Genomic DNA, 17465 nt, shown 5'->3' with positions numbered 1-17465 from the left:
AGACCGCGCCAACCGTTGCGCTCAAGGATTTGCACATGCTGAAAATCGATACCCTGCATCAGTACTACGGCGGCAGCCATATCCTGCGTGGCCTGTCATTCGAGGCCAAGGTCGGTGAAGTGACCTGTCTGCTCGGGCGCAATGGGGTGGGCAAGACTACCTTGCTGCGCTGTTTGATGGGGCTGGTGCCGGCGCGGGAAGGCAGCGTGCACTGGGAAGACCAGCCGATCACCACGCTCAAGCCGCAGCAGCGGGTGCATGCCGGCATCGCTTATGTGCCACAGGGGCGGGAGATCTTTGCCCGACTGACCGTTGAAGAAAACCTGCTGATGGGCCTGTCACGTTTCCCGGCCCGCGAGGCGCGGGAAGTGCCGGCGTTCATCTATGAGCTGTTCCCGGTACTTGAGCAGATGAAGCAGCGCCGTGGCGGTGACTTGTCCGGCGGCCAGCAACAGCAGCTGGCCATCGGTCGTGCCCTGGCCAGCCGGCCACGCTTGTTGATCCTCGACGAGCCTACCGAAGGCATCCAGCCGTCGGTGATCAAGGAAATCGGCGCGGTGATTCGCAAGTTGGCCGACCGCGGCGACATGGCCATTTTGCTGGTCGAGCAGTTCTATGATTTTGCCGAGGAGCTTGCCGACCAGTACCTGGTGATGGCCCGCGGCGAGATCATCCAGCAAGGCCGTGGCGAAAACATGCAGGCCGAAGGTGTGCGCGGGTTGGTAACCATTTAATCTGCAGGCAATCCTTCTGCGAGACGTCGTCATGAGCTACCCCATTCGCGATGCCCAGGCTGCTGATGTACCGGGCATTCTCGCCATCTACAACGATGCCGTGCGCAATACCACGGCGATCTGGAACGAGACCCCGGTGGACCTGGCCAACCGCCAGGCCTGGTTTGCGGCGCGGGCCGAGCAGGGCTATCCGATCCTGGTGGTGGCCGATGACAGCGGCGTGCTGGGCTATGCATCGTTTGGCGACTGGCGCCCATTCGAGGGTTTTCGGCACACCGTCGAGCATTCGGTGTATGTGCGCGATGATCAACGCGGCAAGGGCCTCGGGCCGTTGCTGATGGCGGCATTGATCGAGCGTGCGCGTGAGAGCGGCAAGCATGTGATGGTGGCCGCGATCGAGAGCGGCAATGCAGCGTCGGTGCGGCTGCATGAACGGTTGGGGTTTGTCGTGACCGGGCAGATGCCGCAGGTCGGCATCAAGTATGGCCGTTGGCTGGATCTGACCTTCATGCAATTGCTACTGGACCCCGCGCACCCGTAGGCGGATCACATCTGGGTAAACCGCCCCAAACGCTGGCGCAGCATGGTGTTCTCGCTGCGCAGGTGCTGCACTTCTTCCAGCAACTCCAGCGCCAGCGCCACGCCTTCCCACTCCAGTTCCAGCTCCTGATGCAGCTTGACCGCGCGCTTGAGCGTTACCGGCGCGCGGTCGTCGAACAGCCAGTCTTCCGGCGTTCGCCCTGACGGTTCAACAATGCCGTGCTCGACGATTTCGATCACCCAGTCAGCCGTGATATCGGCTTCCTGGCAGAGGGTGCGCATGTCCAGCTGAACGATCAGGGTGCTGCTCATGATCAACTACTCCATTGAGTCCTCGGGTTGAACGCGGCCTTCTCGGCAAGCTTGGCCCACAGTTCACGGGTGGCGTCGTCCGACTGGGTCGGCATGACCACCTTCAATTGCGCGTACAGATCACCGCGCTCGCCCTGCTTGTTGCTCAAGCCCATGCCTTTGACGCGCAGACGCTGGCCGCTCTGGCTGTCGGGGCGGATGGTCAGGTTGATCTTGCCGGTCAGGGTCGGTACCGCGACCTTGGTGCCCAGCGCAGCTTCCCACGGCGCCAGCGGCACAGTGATGATCAGGTCATGGCCTTCGACATCGAACAGCGGATGCGGCGCCATGCGAATGGTCAGGAACAGGTCGCCATTGGCACCACCGCCAACCCCTGGCGCACCCTGGCCCTTGAGGCGGATGCGCTCACCGTCGGTGACCCCGGCCGGGATCTTGACGTTGAGGGTCTTGGTGGTGAACCCGGTGCGCTGCCCGGCGGCGTTGGTCTGCGGGATCTGGAAGCTGATCTGCTTGGACTCTTTGTTCAGGGTTTCCTCAAGGAAAACCGCCAGCTCCAGTTCCACGTCCTGCCCTCGTCTGCCCGCACTGCGTTGCTGTTGCTGCTGTCCGCGTCCGAACGGGCTGCCGCCACGTGCGCCAAAGATCGAGCTGAAGAAGTCGGAGAAGTCGCCGCCTTCGAAACCATTGTCCGCGCCAGCGCCACGACCCTGCCAGCCGGGCGGGGCCTGGAACGGCCGGCCGTGCTGGCCGCCATACTTGCGGATCTCGTCGAATTCAGCGCGTTTCTGCGCGTCACCAAGCACTTCGTAGGCCTCGTTGGCCTCTTTGAACTTGTCCTCGGCGTCGCGCTCCTTGCTGACATCGGGGTGATACTTGCGGGCCAGCTTGCGGTACGCGGCCTTGATCGCCTTGTCGTCCGCGGTGGGCTCTACGCCGAGTATCTTGTAATAGTCTTTGAAGTCCATCTATGGATCACCAGTGTGAATTTGCATGTTGCATCTGAAGATAGGGACCAAGCATAGCCTTTCAAGGGCGGTTTGGGGTTGCCGTGGAGCAGACGACTGGTCTTGATTCTGCTGGCAAAGGGCATAAACTGCGCGGCCGTTTTGCCTCCGGAAGTAAATTGTCCATGTCCGACGTATCCCCGGCCCGTGCCCTGGGCATCGATTTTGGCACCTCCAACTCCACGGTCGGCTGGCACCGCCCTGATGCCGAGTCGCTGATCGCCCTCGAGCAAGGCAAGATCACCTTGCCCTCGGTGGTGTTCTTCAATATCGAAGAGCGTCGCCCGGTGTACGGCCGCCTGGCCCTGCACGAATACCTCGAAGGTTACGAAGGGCGCCTGATGCGCTCGCTCAAAAGCCTGCTCGGTTCCAAGCTGATCAAGCATGACACCAGCGTGCTCGGCACTGCCCTGCCGTTCAAGGACCTGCTCGGGATGTTCATCGGCGAGCTGAAAAAACGCGCCGAAGCTGACGCCGACCGCAGCTTCGAGCAAGTCGTGCTGGGCCGCCCGGTGTTCTTCGTCGACGATGACCCGGCGGCCGACCAGGAAGCCGAAGACACCCTCGCCGACGTAGCGCGCAAGATCGGTTTCAAGGACGTGTCGTTCCAGTACGAGCCAATTGCTGCGGCCTTCGACTACGAGTCCGGCATCAGCCGCGAAGAGCTGGTACTGATCGTCGATATCGGCGGTGGTACCTCCGACTTCACCCTGATCCGCCTGTCGCCCGATCGCCACCATCTGGCCGAGCGCCAGAGTGACATTCTCGCCACCGGCGGTGTGCACATTGGCGGTACCGACTTCGACAAGCAGTTGAGCCTGCAAGGCGTGATGCCGCTGTTCGGCTACGGCAGCAAGATGAAGAGCGGCGCGCTGATGCCGACCAGCTACCACTTGAACCTGGCCACCTGGCACACCATCAACGCCGTGTATTCGCAGAAATCGCAGCTGGCGCTGGGCAACATGCGCTATGACATCGAAGACGCGCTGGGCATCGATCGCCTGTTCAAGCTGATCGAGCAGCGTGCCGGGCACTGGCTGGCGATGGAGATCGAGGCCAGCAAGATCGAGCTGACCGACCAGCCCAGCCGCCAGATCGACATGCGCCGGGTCGAACCGGAACTGACCGTCGAGCTGACCCGCGCGTTGTTCGAAGACGCCATTGGCAGCCTGCTGCAACGGGTCCGTGGCAGCGTCAGCGAATTGCTGAACAAGGCTGGCGTCACTGAGAGCCAGGTCGACACGGTGTTCTTCACCGGCGGCTCCAGCGGCATCCCGGCGCTGCGCAACAGCGTCGCAGCGATGCTGCCCAATGCCCGCCACGTCGAAGGCAATATCTTCGGCAGCATCGGCAGCGGCCTGGCGATTGAGGCGCGCAAGCGTTATGGCGCGGTGTGAGCCGTTGCTAGCGTTTGATTTGAGGGCCTGGGGGGCTGCTTTGCAGCCCTTTCGCGACACGAGGCCGCTCCTACAGAAACCGCCTACTTCCTGTAAGAGCAGCCTTGTGTCGCGAAAGGGGCGCAAAGCGCCCCCAAAATCTCTGCCTCACACCAACTCAGCGCGGCGCAGCTCACTTTTCAGATACGCATAATAGATCGGCCCGGCCACCACTCCCGGCAAACCGAACGCGGCCTCGAACACCAGCATCGCCAGCAGCAACTCCCACGACTTGGCCCTGATCTGGCCGCCGACGATCCGCGCGTTGAGGAAGTACTCGACCTTGTGGATAACGATCAGATAGCCCAGCGCCGCCAACGCCACCCAGATCGACAGCGACAAGCCGACGATGGTGATCAGCGTGTTCGACATCAGGTTGCCGATCACCGGCAGCAGGCCGAGCAGGAAGGTCAGCACGATCAAGGTCTTGGTCAGCGGCAGGTGTACGCCGAACAGCGGCAGCACCACTGCGAGGAAGATCCCGGTGAAGAAGGTGTTGAGCAGTGAGATCTTGATCTGGGCGAAGACGATATTGCGAAACGCCTGCACCAGCAGCGCCAGCCGTTCGAACATCGCCGCTGCCAGTGGCTTGCGCCGGGAGATATCGGGGATGCGCTGCAAAGCAACGATGGCACCGAGGATCATCCCGATCAGCAGGGTGACGAACATGTGCGCCATGCCCTTGCCAACCAGCTGCAATTCACCGAGGTGGCTTCTCAGCCATTCGCCAATCGCCACCTTGAACTCGGCCGCACTGGCCGGCAGGTAGCTTTCGATGAACGGCGGCAACTGGGTGCGCGCCTGCTCCACCAGCAGCATGAACTTGTCCAGCGAGGCGCCAGGGTTCTCCGCTTCATGCAGCAAGAAGCTGAACGCGCCCGCAATCAGCAACGTCAGGCTGATCACCACCAGCGTGCCCAGCAACGCCACCGCCAGCCAGCGCGCGCGCTGCCCGGCAATGATCGGCTGTAGCCGTGGGGTAAGCATATTGACCAGTTCGAACACCAGCAGGCCGGCGAGCAGGCTTGGCAACAACTTCAGCGGCAGGGCCAGCAACAGGCCGGCAAAGACGATGATCCAGCTGGCCAGGGTGACCTGGCGAGGGGTGAAAGTCATACAGCCTCAGGGGCAGACAGCAGAAAAGAATCGCAGTCTGCCAGCCTTCGGCGCGCAAACATAGATACAGCTCATTTCTTCTTCAGGCAGGTACTCATGAATGCTTTGCGCTCGTCACCCTTGAGGGTCTTCTCGGTGGCGGTGGCGTTGCAGCGGGTCATTTTCTCCTGCTGGGTGACCTTCAGGCACTTGCTCATGAATGCCTTGCGCTCATCGCCCTTGAGGGTCTGCGCAGTGGCATCGGCGTTGCAGCTCTTCATCTTTTCCTGCTGGGCGGTGGCGGCAAAGCCCTGCGCGCAGATCAACATCCCCAATACCAGCAATGGCGCTTGCAGTCGCTTCATGGAGTGGCCTCCTTGTTCCGCGCCCAATGCACGGATCCAAGCCTGAGTGTAGCCAACTATTTCCGCGTGCCAGCGCCATCAGAGCCCCGCGGCTTTCAAGCGCGCGGCGTGCTCGGTAAACAGCCGCACCGGTTCGGCGCCCTTGCCCACCGCACCGAGTGACTGATTGACGATGTCCAGATGATCCAGCGGGTGGTCATCGCCCAGCACCTGGCCCAGGTGCGAGCTGTTGCGCCCGACCATGCCGTCGCACTGGCCTTTCTCACGGACAAAACTGCGGGCGAACAGGCGACAGAAGCGGTTGCTGCCGTCAAAGCGGTTGCGGCCCTGGTCGGTCAGGCCTGGCTGCAGCGTGCCCGACCACGAGTAATAGCGCACGCCATTGACCTCATAGGCGCCCTCGCCGCCCCATTCCTGCGGCAGGCCCTGTGGATAAGCCTGGTTGAACAGCGCCAAACCCGCGCACGTCAGCGACTGATGCGACGCGTGCACGTCGATCGGCAGCCGCTCACGGCGCCAGCCCGTTTCCAGCCAGCCCATCAATCGCGCCAGGCCGTGCAGCACGGCGCGCAGCACACGCCCTTTGCGCGAGTGGCCGGGCGCCGTGCGTTCGAGGTGGTCGGCCAGCTCCGAGCCGTGATTGGGCCCGGCCACCGACGTCACCGAGGCAACCCGGTCTGGCCGCTTGGCAGCGGCATAGCGCGCGCTGAGTGCGCCCTGGCTGTGGCCGATCAAGTTTACCTTGGTGGCGCCGCTGCGCTGGCAGATGTCTTCGATGATCGCCAACAGCTGCTCGCCACGCACCTCGCTGGAATGCAGCGGCGACACCTGCACAGGATAGACCTTAGCACCGCCGCGGCGCAGCGCCGACACGATGCCGAACCAGTAGGGATAAACCAGCAGCCGGACAAAACCGAGCATGCCCGGCACCAGCACCACGGGGTATCGCGTCGCCAGATCCTGTTTCATTGCCGTTCTCCTCGGGCTTGGCCGTGCGCCAACACTAACGCGAGGTAGATGACGGCCACAATCGAACTCCTGAGCCGCGCTGTGGTTCCAATCCTGCACACACCCTGAGCACGGAGCGGGACCATGTACAAACAGACTTTGGCAATCCTTCTGGCCAGCGCAACCCTAGCCGCGTGCGGCAGCCGTCCGGAAAACCCGGTGGATTACGTTACCTACCGTGACGAGCCGCTGGTCAAGCAGGTCGAGAACGGCATGACCATGCAGAAGGTAATCGCCATCGGTGGCAGCCCGTCGATGGTAATTGACCTGCCCAACGGCGGCACCTGCAATGACTACATCCTCAACCGTGATGGCCATCAGCAGCCCTACTACGTGCGCTTCGATGCCACCGGCCATGTCGATGCCAAAGGCTTCAAGACCTGCAAACAACGCGAAGAAGACAAGAAAGCCGCAACTGGCGCCTGAGTCTTCCTGAAGCCCTGACCACCCTGATATCTCGGAGATGAGTATGAGCATCGTTGAACTGACCGATAAACACACCTTGCGCGAACGCGCCCGCCAGCATGTCGAAGACGGCGCCGTGACCGAAGGCTATAGCGCCGACCGCGAGAAGATCATCCAGCTGCTCAACGAGTCGCTGGCAACCGAGCTGGTCTGCGTGCTGCGCTACAAGCGCCACTACTTCATGGCCAGCGGGATCAAGGCGGCAGCAGCAGCTGACGAGTTCCTTGAGCACGCCACCCAGGAAGCCGAACACGCCGACAAATTGGCCGAGCGTATCGTCCAGCTGGGCGGCGAGCCGGACTTCAACCCGGACAACCTGAGCAAGAACTCCCACGCGCAGTACGTCGCGGGCAACTCGCTCAAGGAGATGGTGCTGGAAGACCTGGTGGCTGAACGCATCGCGGTCGACAGCTACCGCGAGATCATCCAGTACATCGGCGAGAGCGACCCGACCACCCGGCGCATCTTCGAAGACATCCTGGCCCAGGAAGAAGAGCACGCCGACGACATGGCCGATCTGCTCAAGGGTCTGTGATTCGCTAGCCTCTGGCCTCTGCCCGCAACCTGCGGTGCAGAGACAGATAACGAACCCGCCTTACTTCTTCGTCTTGACCTCAGCCGGCGCCTTGCCGGCTTTCATTTGCTCGAGCAATGGCGTGCATTGGTTCTGCTCGCCGTCACCCGGTGCAATCAGCGCCAGCAGCCCTGCTGCCGGGCCAATCGCAACGCCCAGGGCAACCATGCCGGCGCCGCGCAGGGCCAGCGGCAGCGCTTGCACACCGGCGCTGGGTTTGACGAACTTGCCGCGCACATACAGCGGCGAGCGCAGCGAGAACAGGCGCAGGCCCTTGGACTCCGGGGTGATCTTCAGGTCGAGCTGTTCACTGGCGAAGTTGACCGTGCCATCGACATAGATGATCGCGTTCTCGGTATCGAAGACAAACACGCGCGTGCTTGCCAGGCCGTCCTTGATGCCGACATCGGCGGCCGCGCAGTTGATCTGCACATCCTTGTCGCCGAACAATTTGCCGACCACATAGTTACCGACGTTGAGGCCGGCCAGTTCCATCAGCTCGCGGCTGATCGCGCCATCGTTGATCAGCATGCGCATGTCGCCGTTGGCGGTGCCGAGCAGTGCCGCGACCGAATTGCCTCGGCCGCTGATATCGGCATCGCCGTTGAGCTGGCCAAAGCTGGTCTGCATCGGCGCAAAACCTGGGAACAGCTCCTTGAGCTTGAAGCCACGCGCGGTCAGCCGGGCCCGGCCCTGCATCGGCACGTTACGGCCATCCAGGCGGATGTTGGCGGCGAGATTGCCACCGGCCACACCAAAGCGCAGCGGCTGCAGGCGCAACAGGCCGTCATCGAGGATCAAGTGCACGGCCAGGTCGTTGAACGGCAGCTTGGAGCTATGCACGATGCGCTTGCCGCTGAAGCTGACGTCGGCATCCATTGCACGCCAGCGCTCGGTCCGAAACTCTTCGACCGGCAGCACTTTGTCGCCTGGCTGCTTACTGGCACCACCACGGGCCTTTTGCTCGGCGTTGGAGTCAGCGCCGATCAACGGCGCAAGGTCCTTGAACAGCAGTTGATTGGAGACCAGCTTGCCGCTCAGTTTGGGCCGCGGCTTGCTCGCGACAAAGGCCAGATCGCCATGAATGTCGCTGTCGCCGATCTTGCCGTTGAAGCCTTCATAGCTGAACCGCACCCCCTCGGCAGCGTGCAGGTTGGCCAGCAGATGGCCGTCGGTGGAGTAAGCAGGTGTGTCCGGCAGGGTCACGCCAGTCAGCGGAAAGAGGTTGCCCAGGCTAGCGCCGGACAGCTTCAGGCGCAGATCCAGCGCGCCCAGGTTACGCGGGTCGGTCAGGGTGCCGGCGACCACCACATGGGTGTCGGCAATACGCACGTCGGCCTGCAACGGGAACGGCTGGCTGGCGTCCTGCAGCGCCAGCAGGCCACCGATCTTGCCAGTGCCGGACACCGGCTGATCCTTGTAGCGGCCGCTGGCCTTGAGGCCAAAGGCGTAGTCCTGGGCGCCGGCGCTCTTCTCGGCGCGGGCCTTGCCGACGATCTCGCTGAACGGGATTGGCTTGCCCAGCGGGTCGATCTGCACTTTCATGTCGGCCTTGAGGATCTGGTCGTTGTAGCTGACATTGCCCTGATCAAAACCGATGGCGCCGATATCCAACACCCATTTCGACGGTTCGGCGTTTTCATCCTTTGGCCCGAAATCGAACGTCCAGTTGGCGCGGCCATCGGCCAGGCGGGTCAGGCTGGCATTGGGTTTGGTCAGGTTGATGCGCGGGATGACAATGTGCTGAAAGATCAGCGGCAGCGGTGACAGACGAAATTCGACCTTCTCCAGGCCGACCATCTGCGGCTGTTTGAGCCACTCCGGGTTGCCCAGGGTCAGGTCCTCGGCAATGAAGTGCGGCCACGGCACCCAGGCGCGCCAGCCGCCTTCTTCAGGCTCGGTGCTCCATTTGACGGCGAGGTTGCCGTTGATGGCGAACGGTCGCTGCAAGGCGGCCGAGACTTTCTCGTTGAGCAGCGGCTTGGCGCGGTTCCAGTCGAAGGTGGCGATCACCACCACCAGGATCGCCAGCAAGGTGATCAGTGTGGCGAGGGTCCAGGTGATGATTCTGGCGGGGCGCGTCATTGCGTGATTCTCCTGACTGCATGGCTCATGGCGCCACGACGGTGACACTAACAAGTGGACTGATGAAAAGCCGCTGGGTTTAATCCATGGCGCATTCTAGCCAAGAATTTTCTGTCGAACTCATCAGCTTTGTCGCGAGATTGACTGGTTACCAAGCTGCTCAATGGCATGCGCGCGGTGCCGAAATGCCTGGGCTAGAGCCGCTGTTGCAACAGTATCAATCCTGTCGATTGTTACCATTATCCTTATGAACTTTTCTCTGGCGGTGCGGCGGGTAGCATTGGCTTCGTACCCACTTTCCAGCCCTCCCGAGGAGCGCCCTGATCATGAAACGCCAATTACTGCTTAGCCTTGCCCTGTCCATCGCGGCCACCAGTGCCTTCGCCTTGCCTGGTCAGGAGCAGCACCTGACCGCCGAATCCCGCTCCAGCGACGCGGCCGCCGTGCAAACCCTGAATACCCTTGCCGAAGGTGGCTCGGATCGTTTGATCGAACGTACTGACCGCGTAGCTGAAGGCGGCTCTGATCGCCTGATCGAACGCAGTGGCCGCGTCGCCGAAGGTGGCTCGGATCGACTCATCGAGCGCAGTGGCCGAGTAGCCGAAGGTGGCTCGGATCGTCTGCTTGAAGTCAGCCGTGTGAGCTGATTGCCATGGCAGAAAAGGTCGATCCTCGATACTGCGCCTGCTACCCTCCTAGCCCGGTCCATTGACCGGGCTTTGTTTTTTTATCCAGAATAACCCGTCGTACAGCCACAGAAGCCTGCCCCATGCTGCCTCGCGCCGAACAGAAGCTCCAGACCCGTCAAGCCTTGCTGGACGCCGCCTGCCAGTTGATGGAGAGCGGCCGTGGCTTTGGTAGCATCAGCCTGCGTGAAGTGGCCAAGACCGCCGGCATCGTGCCCACCGGTTTCTATCGGCACTTCCCCGACATGGACGCACTCGGGCTGGCCCTGGTCGAAGAAGTCGACGCGACCTTCCGCCACGCGATCCGCCTGGTGCGGCAAAACGAATTTGAAATGGGGGGTATCACCGATGCCTCGGTACGCATCTTTCTCGACATGGTCGCCGCGCACCGCACTCAGTTCCTGTTTCTCGCCCGCGAGCAATACGGCGGCTCGCAGCCGGTGCGCCAGGCCATCGCTCGCCTGCGCCAGCACATCAGTTCCGACCTTGCCACTGACCTCGGCCTGATGCCGCGCTGGAAGCACCTTGATGCAGCAGCCTTGGAAGTGATGGCCGACCTGGTGGTCAAGACCGTCTTCGCCACCCTGCCCGAGCTGATCGACAGCCCTGACCCGCACACCGCCCAGCCGCTCAGCGCGCAAGAGAAGATCACTCAGCAGCTGCGCTTCATCTTTGTCGGTGCACGCCACTGGCAGGGTTTGAGCAGCCCTGGCTGACGACCCTTGGCCGCTAGCTGCTATCATGGCGCCCTGCCCGATTGCGACGAGCGTTGCCATGTCCGACCCCCGCCCTACCCTGCCCGAGCTGAGCACCCGCCTTGAGCGCTTCTGTCAGCACTTCGCTGAACGCATCGTGCCACTGTGGCAAGGCCCAGGCTGGAACGACGAACTGGCTCTGCCTTTCGAAGCCCTCGATGAACAGCACCAGCCACTGCCCGTGCAGCGCTACCGGGCGATGGCCGTCGCACGTCAGTTGTATCTGTTCAGCAGCCGTATCGAGCAAGCCGGCGCCGCCGAGCGCGCTGCAGCATTGTTCCGTTCGCTGCAGCGCCACTTCCACGATGCCGAACACGGCGGCTGGTTCTACAGCGTAGACGCCGCCGGCAAGCCGCTGGACCGGCGCAAGGACCTGTACACCCATGCGTTCATCGTGTTCGCCTGCGCGCATTACTGGGGCAAGGTGCAGGAGGGGCTGGTCGAAGCCACACTGAACGCAGCGCTGGAAGTGGTAGCCGAACGCTTCGCGCGCGATGATGGCCTGTATGAAGCAAGCCTGGGTGAAGACTGGGCGGACCTGAGCAGCGGCCCGCTGCAAAACCCGCAGATGCACTTGGCCGAGGCCTTCCTGCAAACCCTCGCAGTACGCGACGATCAGGACGTCCAGCAAGCGCTGCTGCAGCTGTGCGAGGCGCTGCAAACGCACTTCATCGAGCCCGAGCACGGCCTGATGCTGGAAAAACCGCGCGGTGCTGTGGATAACTGGTTCGAGCCTGGGCATCAGTTCGAGTGGTTTTACCTGCTCGAAACATCGCCGCTGCTCAACGGCAGCGCGCTGCATGGGTCGATCGCCCGTGGCTTTGACTACGCCGAGCGCCATGGCGTGATCGATGCGGCGGTACTCGCCAGCCTGGATATCAATGGCGAGGTGCTCGACCCGACCCAGCGTATCTGGGCCAAGGCAGAATACCTGCGCGCGTTGGCATTGCGCCCAGGCAGTGAGCAGCAGCTGCTGCAACAGCTACGCTCGCTGGAGGACAAGTTCCTGCATGCAGGCGGCTGGCGCGAATGCCTGGACGCCACCGGCGCGGTTAGCCGTCATGACATGCCGTCGACCACGCCCTATCACCTGGCGACGTGCCTGCAAGGGCTGGACGCGCTGTCCTGACGGTTACGCGTCGCACCAAGGGGCCGCAGGCCGGCCCCGCTACTGCGCTCAGCCTTTGGGCGAGCGATCGATCGAGAACCCAGCCCAATCCTGACTCACCGGCATCAACTCAAGGCTGTTGATGTTGATGTGCGCCGGCTGGTTGAGAATCCAGAAGATGGTCTCGGCGATGTCCTGCGGCTGGATCGCTTCGGCGCCAGCGTAGGTTGCATCGTACTTGGACTGATCGCCACCGAAGCGCACCAGCGAAAACTCGCTTTCGCACAGGCCGGGCTCGATGTTGCTGACCCGCACGCCAGTGCCCCGCAGGTCGCAGCGCAAGCTCAGCGAGAACTGACCGACAAACGCCTTGGTGCCGCCATAGACGTGGCTGCCAGGGTATGGATAGTTACCCGCCACCGAACCCACGTTGAGGATCGACGCGCCACGACCATGAGCGATCAGCCGCGGCAGGAGCAGGCGGGTGGTGTACATCAGGCCCTTGATGTTGGTGTCGACCATGGTGTCCCAGTCGTCCAGGTCGCACTTCTGCGCAGGGTCTGCACCCAGTGCCAGGCCTGCGTTGTTGACCAGCCCGCGCAACTTGTCGAACGCAGGCGGCAGGTTGGCGATGGCCTGCTCCATTGCTGCGCGGTCGCGCACGTCGACCACGATGCCATGCACGTCGGTCTTGGCCGACAACTCGGCGCACAGCGCATCCAGGCGCTCTTTACGGCGGCCGGTCAGGACCAGCTTCCAGCCTGCGTCGGCAAACAGGCGGGCGGTGGCCTCGCCGAAACCGGAAGTGGCGCCCGTGATGAATACGGTAGACGTCATGCTGTTCTCCTTCGCAATGGGGTGTCGTCGGCAAGCCTTGAAGCATGCCCGTGGCCGGCCCCGCCAGCAAGCCGTTTAAGCGACTGGTCAAAAAACGTACACGTTGCGCAAAGCCTTGCCGCAGAAGGTCCGGTGCAGGCTATGCGCATGTTATCCACAGGGCTTTCCCCACCGATTGGGGGCAACTTGCAACCAGCTTAGACGCGGTCTCTGTAGGAGCGGCGTGCACCCTTCGAGCAAAGCCATGCTAGCTGCCACTTGCAGCAGTCTGTCCAAGGCTTTTGCACAGAGTTATCCACAGATTGATCAGGCGCGAAACCTTTCCTCTGCAGAGCCAATCTGGGCCCCGTTACAGAGATTCAAACGGCATTGATCAAAATATGATCAAACCTCTGCAAGCCTTGAATATAAAGGCCTGCAACAGAGTGCCACCATGTTGTCCACAGGCAGTTCCACACGATCCGTGGACAAGTTTCTAACTGTGCAAACAAGGGCTTGGCGAGGGATTCGAAGAAGCGAAATCAACGGTGTGCGACAAGTTGTCCACATTTGCTGAAAGAAGGGGCCGCGTGGCGGCCCCGGACCATCAATGGCCGCCAAGATAGGCGTTGCGCACATCCTCGTTGACCAACAGCTCCTGGCCGGTGCCGGTCATGCGGATCTCGCCGTTGACCATCACATAGGCGCGGTCCGACAGCTTCAAGGCATGGTTGGCGTTCTGCTCCACCAGAAAGATGGTCATGCCGCTCTGGGCCAGCTCGCGCAGGGTGGCAAAGATCTGCTTGACCACGATCGGCGCCAGGCCCAGCGATGGCTCATCAAGCAGCAGCAGTTTGGGCCGGCTCATCAGCGCGCGGGCGATTGCCAGCATCTGCTGCTCGCCGCCAGACATGGTCATGGCCCGCTGGCTGCGGCGCTCCTTGAGCCGCGGAAACAGCTCGTACATACGCTGCATGTCTTCGCTGGCGTGCTTGTCGCCGATGGGGATGGTGCCCATCATCAGGTTTTCCTCGACGGTCATGTCCGGGAACACCCGGCGCCCTTCCGGCGATTGGGCAATGCCGTTGGAAGCGATGAAGTGCGGCGATTTGCGGGTGATGTCGGTGCCGCGATAAAGGATTTGCCCGGACGCTGCCCGTGGCTGGCCAAAGATCGACATCAGCAACGTCGACTTGCCGGCACCGTTGGCGCCGATCAGGCTGACCGTCTCGCCCTCGTTGATGTGCATCGAGACCTTTTTCAGGGCCTGGATCGGCCCGTAGAACACGTCCAGCTCCTTCAGCTCGAGAATGGGTGCACTCATACCAGTTCCTCTTCATCTGCACCCAGGTAGGCGGCGATCACCGTCGGGTTGTGGCGGATTTCCTGCGGCGCGCCTTGCGCGATCACCGTGCCGTGATCGAGCACGACGATGTGGTCGGAGATGCTCATGACCATGCCCATGTCATGCTCGATCAGCACGACGGTGATGTCGTGCTCGTCGCGCAACACGCGGATCATCCGGCTCAGTGCTTCGGTTTCCTGCGGGTTGAGGCCGGCGGCCGGTTCGTCCAGACAGATGATCTTGGGCCGGGTACACATGGCCCGGGCGATCTCCAGGCGGCGCTGCTGGCCGTACGACAATTCGCCAGCCAGGCGGTTGGCACAGTCGACCAGATCAACCACTTCGAGCCAGTAGAAAGCGTGGTCCAGCGCATCGTTTTCGGCTTTGCGGTAGCTCTTGGTGTTGAGCACGCCGGCGAGCAGATTGCGGTTGACCCACATGTGCTGCGCCACCAGCAGGTTCTCCACCACGGACATTTCCTTGAACAGGCGAATGTTCTGGAAGGTCCGCGCCAGCCCGGCGCGATTGACCAGGTGGGTGCCGCCGAACATCTTGTAATACACGCGGCTGGCAAAACGCGCCGGCGACACGAAGTCGCTGGGCTGGAAGCGCTCGCCCAGCAAATGGATCACGTCGGTCTGGTTACCGCGCAGGTTGAGCTGGATGCGCCCGCCGCTGGCCTTGTAAAATCCGGTCAGGCAGTTGAACACGGTGGTCTTGCCGGCGCCGTTGGGGCCGATCAAGGCAAAGATCTGGTTGCGCCTGACCTGCAGGCTGACGTCGCTCAATGCCTTGATGCCGCCAAACTGCATCATCAGGTGTTCGACCGAGAGAATGACTTCGTCGCTCATGGCGCCACTCCTTTACGCGGGACTACCCCGGTGCGGCTGATGCGGATCAGCCCACGCGGTCGCCAGATCATCATCAGCACCATCAGTACCCCGAACAGCAGCACGCGGTATTCCGAGAAACTGCGCAGCAGCTCAGGCGCCACGGTCAGCACGAAGGCCGCAATCACCACGCCCACGGTCGAGCCCATGCCGCCCAGCACCACGATGGCGAGGATCAACGCCGACTCGAAGAAGGTGAACGAGGACGGGTTGACGAAGCCTTGGTAAGTGGCAAAGAACACCCCCGCCAGGCCCGCAGTAGAAGCGCCCAGGGTGAATGCCGAGAGTTTCACCAGCACGTGGTTCAGACCCATCGAGCGGCAAGCAATCTCGTCTTCGCGCAGCGCTTCCCAGGCGCGGCCAACCGGCATCCGGGTCAGCCGATGTTTGATGTACAGCACCGCCAGCACGACCAGGAACAGCACGATATAGATGAACAGGAATTTCACGTTGGGGTTGTAGTCCAGCCCAAAGAACTCATGGAACGGCACCCCGCCGTCCTTGGCCCGGCGGCCAAACTCCAGGCCGAAGAAGGTCGGTGATGGCGCCGGCATGCCGTTCGGCCCGCCGGTGAACGACAGCCAGTTGTTCAGCACCAGGCGGATGATCTCGCCAAAGCCCAGGGTCACGATCGCCAGGTAGTCGCCGTGCATGCGCAACACCGGAAAGCCCAATATGCAGCCGGCCAGTGCCGCTGCAAGGGCCGCCAGCGGCAACACCGTCCAAAAGCCCAGGCCGAGGTACTGGTAACCAAGCGCCAGGCCGTAGGCGCCGATGGCATAGAACGCCACGTAGCCAAGGTCGAGCAAGCCGGCCAGGCCGACTACGATGTTCAGGCCAAGGCCCAGCAACACGTAGATCAGGCCCAGAATCACCACCGTCAGCAGGTACTTGTTGGCGAAGATCGGGAACACGATGGCGATCACGATCAGCGCCGGAATGATGTAGCGCAGCCGCGACTTGTAGTCCGGCGCCAGCACATGCACGCCCGAGCCACCACTGTCGAAGCCCTGCAGCATGCGCTGGCCGGTGCCGCTCTGGAAGAACAGGCTGAGCACGAAGCGCCCGACCATCACCGCGCCGACCAGCCAGGCCACGCGGGCGGGCTCGGCGTTGAAGGTATAGCCATCGAGCACCACTCCGACCACCGGGCCGAACACGATCAGGGCAAGCAGGCCGGCGACGATGGTCTCGATCAGGCTGCGCTTGATATCAAAACCGGAAGAAGCAGAATTGGCAGCAGACATGTTCACACCTTAGCCACGAGCGGGCGGCCCAACAGGCCTTGTGGCCGGAAGATAAGGATCAGCACCAGCAGCGAGAAACTGAACACGTCCTTGTAGTCGGAGTTGATCAGGCCGGCGAAGAGTGATTCGGAGATGCCCAGGATGATCCCGCCCAACATGGCTCCAGGCAGCGAACCGATGCCGCCGAGCACCGCGGCGGTGAACGCCTTGATGCCGATGATGAAGCCGGCATAGAAGTCGAAGGTGCCGTAGTTCATGGTGATCAACACGCCAGCCAGGGCGGCCATGACCGCACCGATGACGAATACGTAGGAGATCACTCGGTCGGTGTTGATGCCCAGAATCGAGGCCATCTTGCGGTCTTGCTGGGTGGCGCGGCACATCCGCCCAAGTTTGGTGTACTTGATCACGTAGGTGAGCAGGGCCATGCCGGCAAAGGCAGCAATCAGAATGAATATCTTGGTGTAGGTCAGTTGCACGAAGCCGCTACCAACCTCGACCCGCAGCGCGCCTTCGAGCAGGGTCGGCACGCCCTGCTGGCGAGCGCCCTGGCTGATCTGCGCATAGTTCTGCAGGATCAACGAGATACCGATAGCGCTGATCAGCGGCGCCAGGCGGGTGGAGTTACGCAGGGGTTTGTACGCGATACGTTCGATGGTGAAGCCGTACACACCGGTCACCACCACGGTGAACAGCAGCGTGCCGAGCATCAGCAGCGGGAAGGATTCGACACCGAAATAAGCCAGCAATGCCAGGCTGATTGCCGCCAGGTAGGCGGAAATCATATACACCTCGCCGTGCGCGAAGTTGATCATGCCGATGATGCCATAGACCATTGTGTAGCCGATGGCGATCAGGCCGTAGACCGACCCGAGGGTCAGGCCGTTGACCAGTTGCTGCAGGAAAATACCATCCATAACGCAATCTCGCTGAGTGAGATCGCCCCTGCGCTGGCCACAGCGGGGCTGCCGTCAGGCGGCCCGCGTGGTGCAGCACAGGT

19 protein-coding genes are annotated in these 17465 nt (G+C 62.2%); 8 read left to right on the top strand and 11 right to left on the bottom strand.

What is annotated here, in order from left to right; genetic code table 11:
• The first annotated feature begins 35 nt into the window (after nucleotides 1-35).
• Complete coding sequence (urtE, locus tag FW789_RS16075; protein ID WP_103435880.1) at nucleotides 36-734, top strand: urea ABC transporter ATP-binding subunit UrtE; 699 nt, start codon at nucleotides 36-38, stop codon at nucleotides 732-734.
• Between the two features lie 31 nt (nucleotides 735-765).
• The gene (locus FW789_RS16070) at nucleotides 766-1275 is read left to right on the top strand and encodes an N-acetyltransferase family protein (protein ID WP_446431738.1); all 510 of its coding nucleotides are present in this window, start codon (nucleotides 766-768) and stop codon (nucleotides 1273-1275) included.
• A 5-nt stretch (nucleotides 1276-1280) separates the two neighbouring features.
• On the opposite strand, the gene FW789_RS16065 is transcribed toward FW789_RS16070, so the two are convergent.
• A complete protein-coding gene (locus FW789_RS16065) occupies nucleotides 1281-1586 on the bottom strand; it encodes a chaperone modulator CbpM (RefSeq protein ID WP_103435878.1) in 306 nt (101 codons plus the stop codon).
• Between the two features lie 2 nt (nucleotides 1587-1588).
• The gene (cbpA, locus tag FW789_RS16060; protein WP_101316014.1) at nucleotides 1589-2551 is read right to left on the bottom strand and encodes a curved DNA-binding protein; all 963 of its coding nucleotides are present in this window, start codon (nucleotides 2549-2551) and stop codon (nucleotides 1589-1591) included.
• A 164-nt stretch (nucleotides 2552-2715) separates the two neighbouring features.
• On the opposite strand from cbpA, the gene FW789_RS16055 reads away from it, so the two are divergent.
• On the top strand, nucleotides 2716-3987 hold the full coding sequence (locus FW789_RS16055; protein ID WP_446431737.1) for an Hsp70 family protein: 1272 nt from the start codon (nucleotides 2716-2718) through the stop codon (nucleotides 3985-3987).
• Nucleotides 3988-4134: 147 nt separating this feature from the next.
• Here FW789_RS16055 and FW789_RS16050 read toward each other — a convergent pair whose 3' ends face one another.
• The 3 genes from FW789_RS16050 to FW789_RS16040 form a co-directional block, all read right to left on the bottom strand.
• The gene (locus tag FW789_RS16050) at nucleotides 4135-5142 is read right to left on the bottom strand and encodes an AI-2E family transporter (RefSeq protein WP_446431736.1); all 1008 of its coding nucleotides are present in this window, start codon (nucleotides 5140-5142) and stop codon (nucleotides 4135-4137) included.
• A gap of 71 nt (nucleotides 5143-5213) precedes the next feature.
• Nucleotides 5214-5486, bottom strand: a complete 273-nt coding sequence (locus FW789_RS16045) for a PsiF family protein (protein WP_101316008.1) — start codon at nucleotides 5484-5486, stop codon at nucleotides 5214-5216.
• Between the two features lie 78 nt (nucleotides 5487-5564).
• Nucleotides 5565-6455, bottom strand: coding sequence for an esterase/lipase family protein (locus tag FW789_RS16040; protein ID WP_103435873.1), 891 nt, complete (start codon nucleotides 6453-6455; stop codon nucleotides 5565-5567).
• Nucleotides 6456-6578: 123 nt separating this feature from the next.
• Between FW789_RS16040 and osmE the strand changes: the two genes are divergently transcribed.
• Nucleotides 6579-6920, top strand: a complete 342-nt coding sequence (osmE, locus tag FW789_RS16035; RefSeq protein WP_101316004.1) for an osmotically-inducible lipoprotein OsmE — start codon at nucleotides 6579-6581, stop codon at nucleotides 6918-6920.
• A 43-nt stretch (nucleotides 6921-6963) separates the two neighbouring features.
• Nucleotides 6964-7494, top strand: a complete 531-nt coding sequence (locus FW789_RS16030) for a ferritin-like domain-containing protein (RefSeq protein WP_207073759.1) — start codon at nucleotides 6964-6966, stop codon at nucleotides 7492-7494.
• Between the two features lie 60 nt (nucleotides 7495-7554).
• Here the strand turns inward: FW789_RS16030 and FW789_RS16025 are convergent, their stop codons facing one another.
• Complete coding sequence (locus FW789_RS16025) at nucleotides 7555-9618, bottom strand: AsmA family protein (RefSeq protein WP_446431735.1); 2064 nt, start codon at nucleotides 9616-9618, stop codon at nucleotides 7555-7557.
• A gap of 326 nt (nucleotides 9619-9944) precedes the next feature.
• Here FW789_RS16025 and FW789_RS16020 point away from each other — a divergent pair, with 326 nt between their 5' ends.
• From FW789_RS16020 to FW789_RS16010, 3 genes are all read left to right on the top strand, one after another.
• A complete protein-coding gene (locus FW789_RS16020; RefSeq protein WP_207073757.1) occupies nucleotides 9945-10265 on the top strand; it encodes a hypothetical protein in 321 nt (106 codons plus the stop codon).
• Nucleotides 10266-10387: 122 nt separating this feature from the next.
• The gene (gene fabR, locus FW789_RS16015) at nucleotides 10388-11020 is read left to right on the top strand and encodes an HTH-type transcriptional repressor FabR (protein ID WP_103435870.1); all 633 of its coding nucleotides are present in this window, start codon (nucleotides 10388-10390) and stop codon (nucleotides 11018-11020) included.
• A 58-nt stretch (nucleotides 11021-11078) separates the two neighbouring features.
• The gene (locus tag FW789_RS16010) at nucleotides 11079-12188 is read left to right on the top strand and encodes an AGE family epimerase/isomerase (protein WP_446431734.1); all 1110 of its coding nucleotides are present in this window, start codon (nucleotides 11079-11081) and stop codon (nucleotides 12186-12188) included.
• Between the two features lie 48 nt (nucleotides 12189-12236).
• On the opposite strand, the gene FW789_RS16005 is transcribed toward FW789_RS16010, so the two are convergent.
• The 5 genes from FW789_RS16005 to FW789_RS15985 form a co-directional block, all read right to left on the bottom strand.
• Nucleotides 12237-13004: an SDR family oxidoreductase gene (locus tag FW789_RS16005; RefSeq protein WP_103435868.1), complete on the bottom strand. Its 768-nt coding sequence runs from the start codon at nucleotides 13002-13004 to the stop codon at nucleotides 12237-12239.
• A gap of 586 nt (nucleotides 13005-13590) precedes the next feature.
• Nucleotides 13591-14307 carry an ABC transporter ATP-binding protein gene (locus FW789_RS16000; RefSeq protein ID WP_103435867.1) on the bottom strand — a complete coding sequence of 239 codons (717 nt, stop codon included), beginning with the start codon at nucleotides 14305-14307 and terminating at the stop codon, nucleotides 13591-13593.
• Nucleotides 14304-15179: an ABC transporter ATP-binding protein gene (locus FW789_RS15995; protein ID WP_446431733.1), complete on the bottom strand. Its 876-nt coding sequence runs from the start codon at nucleotides 15177-15179 to the stop codon at nucleotides 14304-14306. The genes FW789_RS16000 and FW789_RS15995 overlap by 4 nt, the downstream gene beginning before the upstream one ends.
• Nucleotides 15176-16465, bottom strand: coding sequence for a high-affinity branched-chain amino acid ABC transporter permease LivM (gene livM / locus FW789_RS15990; protein WP_186700638.1), 1290 nt, complete (start codon nucleotides 16463-16465; stop codon nucleotides 15176-15178). Before livM ends, FW789_RS15995 begins: the two co-directional genes overlap by 4 nt.
• Nucleotides 16466-16467: 2 nt before the next feature.
• Nucleotides 16468-17382 (bottom strand): ABC transporter permease subunit, encoded by a 915-nt coding sequence (locus FW789_RS15985; protein ID WP_101315985.1) that lies wholly within the window; start codon nucleotides 17380-17382, stop codon nucleotides 16468-16470.
• Nucleotides 17383-17465: the final 83 nt, after the last annotated feature.

Source organism: Pseudomonas sp. 1121_17, assembly GCF_052850745.1.
The sequence above is the reverse complement of the archived record's forward strand: the minus strand, read 5'-3'. Positions and strand labels throughout refer to the sequence as shown.